This is a genomic window from Butyricicoccus sp. AM05-1, assembly GCF_003474415.1.
Lineage (GTDB): Bacteria > Bacillota > Clostridia > Oscillospirales > Butyricicoccaceae > Agathobaculum > Agathobaculum butyriciproducens.
Genome location: NZ_QUDG01000002.1, coordinates 295,021 through 307,366 on the forward strand (window position 1 = coordinate 295,021; position 12,346 = coordinate 307,366).

Sequence of the window (12,346 nt, forward strand, 5' to 3'; positions counted from 1 at the left end):
CTCATTTTGCTTTACAATAAACTTTAGCGTTGTAAAGTGAAACGAGGGGATTTTATGATTGGTCTTGGAACCATTGTAAATGTTGGCACGGTGCTTATCGGCACTACTATCGGTATACTGTTAAAAAACGGTCTGCCGAAACGCTTTGAAAAAACGGTCATGCAGGGACTGGGACTAACCACCTGCTTTATCGGTATAGGCGGAACACTCAGCGAAGTATTGACCATACAGGATGGCGAAATCGGCACCCGGCATACCATGCTGCTTATACTCTGTCTGGCACTCGGCGCTGTCATCGGTGAAGCGCTGAATATCGAGCAGCGACTGGAGGATTTCGGTGCATTCTGTCAATCACACTTTGCTGCCAAAGGGGACAGCCGATTTGTTGAAGGCTTCGTTACCGCATCTCTTCTGTTTTGTGTCGGTGCAATGGCAATTGTCGGTGCATTAAACGATGGTCTGAATGGTGACCCAACCATGCTGATTGCCAAGGCTATTCTGGATGGTGTTGCCTCGATTCTCTTCGCCGCATCTCTCGGCAAGGGCGTATACCTGTCTATTGTGCCGATTTTCTTCTATCAAGGCGGCATTACATTGATGGCACGATTCATCCGTCCCTGGCTGACCGATGTCTTGATTGGTCAAATGTCGTGTGTCGGCTCCGTGCTGATTTTTGCCATTAGCTTGAATCTCATCTTCAACAGCAAGCTGCGCGTCGGCAATCTGCTGCCTGCGATCTTCCTGCCGGTGCTGTTTTTCTTTCTGGCGCAGTTTTTCCCGACTCTCGGCACCTTATAAAATCGACACCGTTTGACTTTCTTTTCGCCCTCCCGTATAATGGATACAACATTTAACGAAACGGAGCCGTAAACTATGCTCGCTTACACTTATCGAAAACAGGGTGAGTTTGCCCTGCAGAACAAGCCGGAACCCGTTCTCACGCATGCAGGAGACGCGGTAGTGCGCGTTACCATGTCGAGCATCTGCACGAGCGATCTGCACATCAAGCACGGCTCGGTGCCGCGTGCCGTACCCGGTATTACGGTCGGCCATGAGATGGTCGGCGTAGTCGAGCAGGTCGGTTCGGCAGTCAAAACCGTCAAACCCGGCGACCGTGTAGCCGTCAACGTGGAGACGTTCTGCGGACACTGCTTTTTCTGTCAGCACGGCTTTGTCAACAACTGCACCGATCCCAACGGCGGCTGGGCACTCGGCTGTCGGATTGACGGTGGTCAGGCGGAGTACGCCCGCGTGCCGTATGCCGATCAGGGTCTGACCGTCATTCCCGATCGCGTTTCCGACCGGCAGGCGCTGTTTGCCGGCGATGTGCTCGCCACCGGCTACTGGGCCGCCAAGATTTCCGAGATCAGGCAGGGCGACACCGTGCTTATCCTCGGTGCCGGGCCCACCGGCATCTGCACCATGCTGTGCACCATGCTGCATCACCCGCACAGGATCATCATCTGCGACCCCGATCCGGCACGGCTGCGCTTTGTGCGCGAGCGCTATCCCGATGTGCTCACCATCACGCCCGACCACGCGCAGGAGTTCGTGCAGCTGAACAGCCCGCACGGCGGCGCGGATGTGGTCTGCGAGGTGGCAGGCTCGAACGAAAGCTTCCGTCTTGCATGGGAGTGCGCCCGTCCGAACGCCGTTGTCACCGTTGTTGCACTGTATGACAAGCCGCAGGTGCTTCCCCTGCCCGATATGTACGGCAAAAACCTGATCTTCAAGACCGGCGGCGTGGATGGCTGCGACACCGCAGAAATCCTGCGGCTGATTGAAAACGGTCAGCTGGATACCACACCGCTCATCACGCATATTTTTCCGCTGAATGAGATTGAAGCGGCGTACGATCTGTTTGAGAAGCGCCGCGACGGTGTAATGAAGGTGGCAATTACGCCTCCGGAGAAGTAAAAACAAGCGGCAGAGGCACAGCCTCTGCCGCTTTTGCATTTTATTCGCAGTCGATTCTCTCGATTTTGAAGATAACCGGCCGTGTTCCGTCCGAACAGCAGGTTATCATCTCGTTTTCGCGCTTCATCCAGCCCTTCATAATCGAGCCGCCCTGCAGTCCGGTATAGATACAGCACGAAATCGCATCCCAGGCCTCGGAGCAGAACGACAGTTTCGGACCGCCTGCAACGGCATCAGCATCACCGGTGGTTTTGGTCAGCGTGTTGATACCCATGTGCCAGAAATCGTCCCGCACATCATCGCGGTAGAATTCAAATTCATCTCCCACGTTGTAACAGGGGCACACGCCGAAGGACGGGTCGGCGCAATACTGCTGCTGCAGCTCCGGATACAGTTTTTTGTCCAGAACAGTTACTTGTTCATCACCATTCACCTGCTGTATTCAAGAGAAAAGCCACCATATCAGTCGATACAGTGGCTTTTATAGCATTATTTTTTAAGGCAATACCGCATAATTGGACAAGAGCGATTTGCGAGTAAATTTTGCGTACTGACGAGGCGCGGTTTTGCGGTAATACTTGACGTATTACCGTGAAATCTCGGCAGCGCGGACGGAACTCGCGCAAGAAACCGAAGCCAAAGTCAGGGCACAAAATTTCCGCAAAGCGCCGCAGCTTTAATTGTGCGGTGTTGCCTTAATCAACCAGCTTATCCAGCTCGGCAACATGATGCGTGCCGGTTGCAGTCTGGTGTTCCGCCTGCTTGGCATACATGCCGACTACCGCAGCGGATTTCTTGATGGACTGCATCGTGCCCGCACCGGCTACACAGCCGCCCGGGCATGCCATGCCTTCGAGCAGATAACCGTTGTACTTGCCGGCCTTGGCGGCCATCAGCAGCTTGCGGCAGTCGCGCAGACCCTCGGCGTTTGCCACCTTGATCTCGCGGTCCGGGTGCTTCTCGTTGATGACGTTGACAACCGCATTTGCTACACCGCCGGATACCGCAAAGTTACGGCCGTCCGTGGATGCATCGTTGATGCCGTGCGGGTCCTCCTTGAGATTTTCCACGTCGATATGGCGTGCGGCGAAAATACCGGCCATCTCCTCGAACGTCAGCACGAAATCGACCTCGCTTCGCACGTCCGAACGCATTGCTTCGAGCTTCTTTGCCGCGCACGGTCCGATAAACGCAACCTTTGCGCCCGGCTGATGGTGCTTGACCAGTCGAGCGGTCAGCGTCATCGGGGTGAGGGCCATCGAGATGCAGTTTGCCTGATCCGGGAACAGCTTTTTCGCCATTGCGGACCATGCCGGACAGCAGGATGTTGCCATGAACGGCAGTTTTTCCGGTACCTCCTTAACGAAGTCCTCGGCTTCCTGTGCCGCACACAGGTCAGCGCCGATGGCAACCTCGATAATATCGGCAAAGCCGAGGCGCTTCATAGCCGCACGCAGCTTGCCCGGGGTCATTTTCGGACCGAACTGGCCAACAAATGCCGGTGCTACGGCCGCATAAACACGCTCGCCTGCCTGAATTGCACGAATCATCTGGAAAATCTGCGATTTATCGGCAATCGCGCCGAACGGGCAGTTTACCAGACACTGACCGCAGGAAACGCACTTCTCGTAATCAATATCGGCTCTGCCATTGCAGTCGCTGTGGATGGCATCCATGCCGCAGGCTGCCGCGCACGGGCGCTCCTGACGGATGATGGCGTGATACTGGCAGACATCCATGCAGCGGCCGCACTTGATGCACTTCTCCTGATCGATAACAGAACGGCCGTTGAAGCGATCGAGCGATACTGCGCCCTTGGGACATACCTCAACGCACGGATGCGCCATGCAGCCCTGACAGCCGTCCGTGACCATGACCTCATTTTCCTTGCAGGCATGGCATGCGAACTTGATGACGTTGATCAGCGGCGGCGTGTAGTAGGTCTCCTCGCGGGTGGCAGCCTCGATGTTGTCGGACAGCGGCGCGTGCTCGGCGGCGCTGCGGCACGGTAGACCCATCGCCAGACGCAGGCGTTCGCCAACGATAGCGCGCTCGAGGAAAATATCATTGCGGATGTTGCCAACCTCACCCGGCATGATATCGTACGGCAGTGCTTCGATACGGCGGTCGGTCGGCCACTCGGTATGGTACGCCATACGGGCAACCTCGGTGAAAATGCGGTGGCGGATCTCCTGAATACGGGTTTCTACACCTCTCATAGCCATAGCTTGTTTTATCCTCCTGAATTCCTTTGCGACCCGTTGAGCGGGTCTTCCCTTTATACTATCTTATGAGCGCTCCCGGCAGAGCGCATGTGCTCTTTTAACAGGATACCATAAACAGGGCTTTCTGCAAAGAGTATTTGTAGATTTTTTAACAATTACTTTGTTACAATTTTACCTGCATTTTTTGGGCATTCTGTTGAAAAACAACGCGCAGACGGACAGGTGTCTTTCTATCCCTTGCAAAATCGAAGGTTTTACGCTTGACGAAAAGCGGGCGATGCACGCTGCGGCGCGCGGGAACGGTGCCCGCTAACGCATTTATGTTATAATAAATTTATCCTCTCTGTCAGGATACGCAATCCGCAATCGTATTATAGGTGAAGCAACGTTGCTTTCCAAAGGAGCTGAAACCAATGAAACAATTTGACAGGGCAGACGCCGAACGTCTGGTGCAGACGTACTCCGACCTAATCCTGCGGCTGGCTTACACCTATTTGAAGTCCACGCACGATGCCGAGGACATCTGCCAGAATATCTTCCTCAAGCTGCTGACCGGCGGTCAAACCTTTGACAGTCCGGCGCACGAAAAAGCGTGGATCATCCGCGCGACCGCCAACGCCTGCAAAGACAGTCTGCGCGCCGCGCACCGGCGCAACGTCGGTCTGGAGGCCGCTGCCGCGACACCCGCGCCTGCCGCACCGGATTCCAATGTGCTCGATGCGGTGATGGCATTGCCGCGCAAATACCGTGAAGCAGTCTATCTGCACTACTACGAGGGCTATTCCGTGCGTGAAATCGCATCTCTGCTCGGTCAGAGCGAGTCTGCCGTTTCCGCACACCTGAGCCGCGGGCGCAAAAGCCTGCGCACCACCTTGGGAGGGGATCTTTATGAACAGAGAGTATAATGATAACAAAATGTATAATTCCGCACTGGACGAGCTGCGCTTCTCCGAAGAAGCGAAAAGCCGCATGGTTGATCGCCTGATGACTGCCGCCGAGCAGCCGGAGCAGCCGGTTGCCATTCATCGTGTACGCCGTTTTCCGCGCATCGCGGCGGTCGGCGTGGCTGCCGCTCTGGTGCTGAGCATCGGTGCAGGCGCAACCGGCGTATTCAAGTCCGCGAGCGACGCATTTGCCGGCGTATTCGGTCCGACAGCAGACACCGAAATCATCGACCAGATTGGCCGCCCGATCGGCGCGAGCGATACCTCGAACGGCGTGACCGTCACCGCGGATGCGATTCTGTTCGACGGCTATAACTACCTCATTTCCTACACCTTGGAGAAGGAGGACGGTTCGGCGTTCGACTGCACGAAAAACCCGGATACCGGTCTGCTGAATGTGTACTGGAATCGTGCAGACAGCAATATCGGCCTGAATGCGCAAGGCGCAATCGGCAGTAGCTATTTCTATGACGAAAATCCGAATGATAATGCCATTCAGTATGTTGAAACCATGTCGTACACTGACGCAGTTACGACCGGTGGTACAGCAAAGATTATGCTCGGCGACCTGACAGCAGTAACTGATAACGGCGCTGAAACCAAAACCATCGCCGACGGTACCTGGCATCTCAAGTTCAAGCTGGAGGCCGATAACAGCGCGGTTGAACTGCCTGCCGGTCAGTCTATTCAAGTAGGTGGCAAAACCGCAACGATCAATAAAGTCCTGCTCTCGCCTATCGGCTATAACTTTGTCTACACGGTTGATGGCAAAGCACCGTTTGAGAATGCCGAAAGCGGTCAGGAACCCGCCAGCCACCGCGATACATGGGACGCATTTTCCGCAAAACTGCTTATCAATAAGAAGGACGGCACTGTAATCGACGTGCCAGGCAACGGCGGCAGCATGGACCCGCATGACGGCAAGACCGTCTGCACCCGCCAGGGCACGTTCGATACCATTCTCCCGCTTGATGAAGTGGCGTCCGTCACCATCGGTGATACTACGATTCCGGTAAAATAATCGGCGGAGTGCTTGCATTATCGCAAGATCGGTGCTATAACTATTAACAACGATGTGACACAGCCATGAGCTGCGAAAACCCCGGAGAGTGGTAGTCTCCGGGGTTTTCTCATGCCTAAACAAAAATGGAGAACGGAATGCTGCATGAGCATTTTCCATTCTCCATTCTTCATTTTCAATCAAATCGTCGTCAGCAGCTTTGCAAACTCCGCACGGGTGAACGTACCCTGCGGCTTGATCGTGCCGTCGCTGAAGCCCTGCACCAAACCCTTCTGCATACACAGTGCAACCGCATTTCGGCGGTCCGCCGAGATAGAGCCTGCGCCCTTGACAGACGCCAGCGTCTGTGCGGTTTCGGTATCACTCATGGCCGCTGTGCCGTCCGCCTGCAGCAGATTTGCAAAAAGCTGCATCGCATCCTCGCGGGTCATGGCAGCTGTCGGCCGGAAGTTATCGCTCAGGCCCTCGAGCAGACCGTTTGCGTACACCGCGCTGACCGCATCCGAGTACCACTCGCCTGCGCGAACGCCTGCGGGCAGTGCGCCGCTGCCGGACAGACCGCGCTGACGCGCGATGGTCGTGCAGACCTCAGCCGCCGTGATCTTATCGTTCGGACGGAATTTACCGTTCGCGCCGGTCATCAGCTTGCGCTCGGTCACTGTATTGATATACTGCAGTGCCCAGCAGGTACTGCTCACATCGCTGTAGCCAGTCGCAGCAGCCGAAACTTTGGGCGAATACGGTGTCATCAACGCCTTATAGCATGCGCTGTTGCAGTTCAGCACACCGGAAAGCTGCTCAAACGTCAGCAGATATTCCTCTGTATAAGCTCGGCGGGAAGCGCTCTCGTATTCGTTGTAAAAATAGGTTACGCCTTTCGTGCTGATGCGCGGATAGCTGTACAGATAAATCGCATGATCGTCCGGCAGCAGCTGCTTGACCGTCTCGATGTAGTCATCGGTCAGCAGGTCGTTCAGTGTGTACTGCGTGCCGGTGTACAGATCAAATGCCAGACAGTTATTCCAGACCGATGAACCGGCGCCTTTACCGCTCACGCAGTTGGCCCAGACAACGAGCACCGAGCCTTCCACGGACGCACCGTAGCTGCCCTCGAGCGCATCATACTCTGCGGTAACGGACGGTCCCTTGAGGAAGAACGAACGGATTTCGCTGTTGATGGTGCTCTGCACCTTTTTGTCGCTCAGACCGCTGATCTCCGGAAAATCGACATCCCAGCCATGCTCCGTGCCGTCCTGCTGATAGCCCATGAACTTTTCGTAATGCACAGTCCTTGCGGTGATGCCGCCGCCAAGGTCGAACGACTTCGGCTGCTCGAACAGCGTTTTGCCGCTGCGCAGATCAATATATTTGCGGGTGTCGTCCTGCGTGACGCAGACCACGTTTTCGGTCAGAATGGTCGGGTTCTCCGCCTCTTTAACGGACGCTGCAAAGCCGCCGTTTTTGCGGAAGAAAATCAGTGTGCCGTCTGCGGTGTTGTGCCACGACAGACCGTAGCGCAGCTCGGAGAAGCCGCTGATGTAGCTCAGTGTGCGGTAAGACAGGCTGCCGCCCGCATCCACCGCGGAAACCGAACCGTCCTCACTGCGGGCCGCGTATAGACCCTCGCCCATGTAGGACAGATAGTAATACGTCGGCGCCGTCAGCAGCTTGCCGGTGGTATCCATAATGCCCCAGCGGTTGATCTGACGAACCATGGCTTCGCCATCGTGAAACTCCGAGATGGTGTTGTACAGAAACTCGGTCAGCAGTTTGCCCTCCGAAAGCGAATACAGCGCCTGATTGGTGCCGTTGGTGACGACCACCGTGCTCTCGCCGTAAATCGCCATGTAGGAAGGCGTTACGTCATTCGGCAGAGTGTACAGCACCGTGCCCTCGGTGTCGATTGCCTGATAATCGCCGTCCTGCGTCTGCACAAGCGTTCTGCCGTTTGAGAACGCGCCAGCCTTACGGTAGCTGCCCGAAAATGCAGTCGAACCATCCTGCTTGACATAGGAATACAGACCGGTATCCGCATTTCTGCACAGCAGCAGTCCGTCCTCAAAGAAGCCGACCGCGCCCGGATATGAGCCAATGCGCTTGCCGTCAGTCGCATAATACACGCTGTGGTCAGTGTAACGATACGCAACTATCGTATCCGAAAAATCCACCGAAACCGGCGAATCCGTGTATGCAATGACGAGTTTTCCCGTGCGGTCGATCACCGCCGTCTGCCACTGCTCGTTTTCTACGGCAGCGAGTCCGCAGTCCGCGAAATCGCCTGCCTGTGCGTAGGCAAACGGAAGAACGGTCATGCCGTCCTCATCCAGATAGCCTGCGCGTGTCACGCCGTCAATGTCGGTGCACTCTGCCGGAAAAATAGTGCCGGCCGCAGCCGCACTCACCAGCATCACACACGCAACCGCCAGCGCGGAAAGTGTTTTTTTGAACATATGCTTCACCTGTATATTGTGTAAAGTTCTCTATCCTTGTTATTCTTATACAATATACATTATAAGCACTCACGCACTCTCATACAAGGTCAGGCGGCAAAGTGTAACAATGGTGAAACAACCCGCCGGAATGTTACGATTATGTTACATTCCCAGAATGCACATCAGTTGCCGATAATCGGTGTTGCGCTCTTGGCGATAGATACCTTTTCCACATACGGCACATGTGCGTAAACGTTGGCTGTGGTGGAGATGTCGGAATGCCCCAGCCAGTCCTGAATCTGCTTGAGCGAAAAGCCCTGCTGCAGCAGAATCGTTGCAACCGAATGCCGTAAATCATGAAACCGGATACGCGGCAGGCACGCACGGCGGCACACCCGCTCGAACTCACGCGAAATGTAATCCGGCCGGAGCGGCGAACCATCCTCACGGCAGCAGACGTAATCGCTCTGGCAGTAGGCTTTGCCGTACTTTTTGCGGTTGGCGTTCTGTCTGCGGCGCAGATCGGTCAGATACCGCCGGAGCGAGTCGGACAGCGGCAGCGTCCGATAGCTGGATTTGGTCTTTACGCTGTCCGCGTAGATCACGCGTCCGGAGGACAGCACCGCCGTATGATTGATAATCATGCTCCGTGCCCGAAAATCCACGGCACACCAGCGCAGACCGGCGCACTCGCTGCGGCGCAGACCATAGGTTGCCGCCAGCACGAACGCCGCCTCTGCCGGCGACTGCAGCGCCGCTGCCAGAAAAATGTTGATCTGCGTCCGGTCGTACACCTGTCCTCGAAAGCGCGTCCGCTTGGGCAGCATGACATTATCCGACGGATTCGTCGGGATAATCTGCAGTGCTACCGCGTATTTCAGGCACTTATGCATAATGGAATGGAACTTAACGATCGAAGTCGGTGAAAGCCCCTGATCGAATTTCAGGTTGACAAAATCCTGAAAATCCATCGGCCGTGCCGTAGCAAGCGTTGTCCCTCGTGCGGTGAAAAACGGCTTGATGTGCTTTTCAAATGCGTAGCGGTAGCCGTCCATCGTGTTTTCGCGCACCTGCGTTTTCATCTGGGTCAGCCAGCGGTCCATGAAGTCTGCAAACGGCGTTTTCGCTTCGGTCGAGTAGCGCAGCCGCATCAGGTCCTCCGGACGCATAATAAAGTGAATGTAGCCGTCCTCCTCGTAAATGCGTATGTTCTCCATTGAGAAGCCTCCTGTAAAAATAGTCATCCTGCAGTATTCGGCAGCACCGCACAATGAAAGCTGCGGTGCTGTCTTGTCCTGCATTTCCATATTTTACGAAAATTCGACCAAATTCGACAATATTCAATTTGCACAGAAAAGCAACAAAAAACCGCTCCGAATCTGCATTCAGAGCGGTTTTATCGGTTTTATGGCAATTAGATCGTGCGAACAGAGATCATGCCTTCGATCGCGCGCAGCTCGTCGAGGTTAGCCTCGGTCGGAGCCTCTGCGGTGTCGATGATGGTGTACGCATAGTCACCCTTGGAACGGTTGCCCATATTCTCGATGTTGCAGCGAACAACGGAGGTGATGGATGCGATCATGTTCGGGATGTTCTTGTGGATCATGCAGATGCGGTAGCCGCCTTCGTACGGAACCTTGAGGTTCGGGAAGTTGACAGAGTTGCGGATGGTGCCCTTCTCGAGGTACTCGGTAATCTCGTAAACGGCCATCTTAGCGCAGTTGTCCTCGCTCTCCGGCGTGGATGCGCCCAGATGCGGGAGCGTGATGGCATTCTCCTGCTCAAGAATCTCGTCGGAAGCAAAGTCGGAAACGTATGCTGCAACCTTGCCGCTCTCGAGTGCCTTCGCCATTGCCTTGGTGTCAACCAGCTCGCCGCGCGCGAGGTTGATGACGCGAACGCCGTCCTTCATCTTGCCGATGGCTTCCTCGCTGATGGTGTTCTTCGTGTCAGCGTTCAGCGGAACATGGATGGTGATATAATCGCAGTTTGCGAAAATCTCGTCCAGCTCGGTAACGTGCTTGACGGAGCGGGACAGCTTGAGTGCGCCGTCAACCGACAGGTACGGGTCATAGCCCCAGACCTCCATATCCAGACCAACAGCCGCGTTTGCAACCTTAACACCGATCGCACCCAGACCGATGATGCCCAGCTTCTTGCCGGCGATTTCCGGGCCTGCGTAGGTGGACTTGCCCTTCTCTGCAGCAGGACCGATATCCGGCGTGCCCTTGAGGCCCTTAACCCAGTTTGCGCCCTGTACCACCTTGCGGGAAGCCAGCAGCAGTGCACAGATAACCAGCTCCTTAACGGCGTTAGCGTTTGCACCCGGCGTGTTGAAGACTACGATGCCTTCCTCGGAGCAGCGGTCGATCGGAATGTTGTTGACACCGGCGCCTGCACGCGCGATGCAGCGCAGGTTCTTCGGGAACTCGACGTCATGCAGCTTGGCAGAACGAACCAGAACGGCGTCATAATCGGTGAAATCCTCGGAGCAGGTGTACTTTGCCGGATCGAGATCGTCCAGACCTACCTTCGAGATCTTGTTGTAGAGTTTTACGTTATACATGGGATTATCCTCCAATGAAAAATGGAGAATTGAAAATGGAAAATGTCGCTATCCTTGCGCGATACCGCAATTTCCCATTCTCCATTATCAATTCTCAATTATTGTTACTTGTTTTCTTCAGCGAATTTCTTCATAAAGTCGATGAGCTTCTCAACGCCCTCGATCGGCATTGCGTTATAGATGGAAGCACGCATGCCGCCTACCGAACGGTGGCCCTTCAGGTTGGACATGCCGGCTGCCATGGACTCCTTGGCAAACTTTGCGTCCAGCTCGTCGTTGCCGGTGCGGAAGGTTACGTTCATGTGACTGCGGGAATCCTTTGCGGCTACAGTCTTGTAGAAGTCCTGAGAATCGAGGTAATTGTACAGCATGGAGGAACGCTTTTCAGCACGCTCCTGCATAGCCTTTACGCCGCCCATGTCTTCAACCCACTTGGCAACCAGACCGAGTACATAGATGCCGTACGTGGGAGGCGTGTTGTACATGGAATCCTTGTCAGCCATGGTCTTCCAGTCCAGCATAACCGGGTACTTCTCGAGCGGATAGTTGCCGAGCAGATCCTCGCGGACGATGACAACGGTAACACCGGCCGGGCCCATGTTCTTCTGTGCGCCGGCGTAGATAACGCCGTACTTGGAAACATCAACCGGCTTGGACAGGATGTTGGAGGACATATCCGCTACCAGCTCAACGCCTGCCGGGGTCTCGGGATCGTACTGATACTCAGTGCCGTAGATGGTGTTGTTGGCGCAGATGTAGAAGTAATCGGCATCCGGACGAATATCCAGCTCATCCTGCGTCGGAACGTGGTCGAAGTTGGTCTCCTTGGAGGAAAATGCAGCGTGCATGTCGCCAAACTTCTGCGCTTCCTTGTAAGCCTTGGAAGCGAAGCTGCCGGTCAGCGCATAGTCAGCCTTGCCGGTCTTCAGCAGGTTCATCGGGATCGCTGCAAACTGGGTGGTGGCGCCGCCCTGCAGGAACAGAACCTTGTAGTTATCCGGAATGGAGAGTACGCGGCGCAGAGTAGCCTCGGTCTCCTTGATAATGCCGTCATATACCTTTGAACGGTGACTCATCTCCATGACTGACATACCGGAGCCCTGATAGTTCAGCATGTCGGCTGCACAGCGCTCAAGCACCGGAACTGGAAGCATGGAGGGGCCTGCGGAAAAATTGTAGATACGATTGTCTGCCATAGTGAATAGCCTGCCTTTCAAATATAAGCGTAAAGACGTTCCCAG

The 12,346-nt window shown here is 55.1% G+C and carries 10 protein-coding genes; 4 read left to right on the forward strand and 6 right to left on the reverse strand.

Going from position 1 to position 12,346, the window contains the following annotated elements; genetic code table 11:
* The first annotated feature begins 54 nt into the window (after positions 1-54).
* Complete coding sequence (locus tag DW088_RS05395; protein ID WP_118360031.1) at positions 55-798, forward strand: DUF554 domain-containing protein; 744 nt, start codon at positions 55-57, stop codon at positions 796-798.
* A gap of 75 nt (positions 799-873) precedes the next feature.
* Positions 874-1,917, forward strand: a complete 1,044-nt coding sequence (locus DW088_RS05400; protein ID WP_118360032.1) for an alcohol dehydrogenase — start codon at positions 874-876, stop codon at positions 1,915-1,917.
* 40 nt (positions 1,918-1,957) lie between these two features.
* Here the strand turns inward: DW088_RS05400 and DW088_RS05405 are convergent, their stop codons facing one another.
* A complete protein-coding gene (locus tag DW088_RS05405; RefSeq protein WP_118360033.1) occupies positions 1,958-2,350 on the reverse strand; it encodes a TIGR04076 family protein in 393 nt (130 codons plus the stop codon).
* Between the two features lie 262 nt (positions 2,351-2,612).
* Positions 2,613-4,136, reverse strand: a complete 1,524-nt coding sequence (locus DW088_RS05410) for a 4Fe-4S dicluster domain-containing protein (protein ID WP_118360107.1) — start codon at positions 4,134-4,136, stop codon at positions 2,613-2,615.
* Between the two features lie 419 nt (positions 4,137-4,555).
* Here DW088_RS05410 and DW088_RS05415 point away from each other — a divergent pair, with 419 nt between their 5' ends.
* Both DW088_RS05415 and DW088_RS05420 read left to right on the forward strand, forming a co-directional pair.
* Entirely contained in the window at positions 4,556-5,047 is a 492-nt protein-coding gene (locus DW088_RS05415) for an RNA polymerase sigma factor (RefSeq protein WP_118360034.1), read from the forward strand.
* Entirely contained in the window at positions 5,031-6,107 is a 1,077-nt protein-coding gene (locus tag DW088_RS05420) for a DUF4179 domain-containing protein (protein WP_118360035.1), read from the forward strand. Before DW088_RS05415 ends, DW088_RS05420 begins: the two co-directional genes overlap by 17 nt.
* Before the next feature lie 179 nt (positions 6,108-6,286).
* Here DW088_RS05420 and DW088_RS05425 read toward each other — a convergent pair whose 3' ends face one another.
* The 4 genes from DW088_RS05425 to serC form a co-directional block, all read right to left on the reverse strand.
* Positions 6,287-8,557 carry an S-layer homology domain-containing protein gene (locus tag DW088_RS05425; protein ID WP_118360036.1) on the reverse strand — a complete coding sequence of 757 codons (2,271 nt, stop codon included), beginning with the start codon at positions 8,555-8,557 and terminating at the stop codon, positions 6,287-6,289.
* Between the two features lie 164 nt (positions 8,558-8,721).
* The gene (locus tag DW088_RS05430; RefSeq protein ID WP_158574617.1) at positions 8,722-9,756 is read right to left on the reverse strand and encodes a tyrosine-type recombinase/integrase; all 1,035 of its coding nucleotides are present in this window, start codon (positions 9,754-9,756) and stop codon (positions 8,722-8,724) included.
* A gap of 197 nt (positions 9,757-9,953) precedes the next feature.
* The gene (locus tag DW088_RS05435; protein WP_118360038.1) at positions 9,954-11,105 is read right to left on the reverse strand and encodes a 3-phosphoglycerate dehydrogenase family protein; all 1,152 of its coding nucleotides are present in this window, start codon (positions 11,103-11,105) and stop codon (positions 9,954-9,956) included.
* 104 nt (positions 11,106-11,209) lie between these two features.
* A complete protein-coding gene (gene serC, locus DW088_RS05440; protein WP_118360039.1) occupies positions 11,210-12,301 on the reverse strand; it encodes a 3-phosphoserine/phosphohydroxythreonine transaminase in 1,092 nt (363 codons plus the stop codon).
* Positions 12,302-12,346 lie beyond the last annotated feature (45 nt).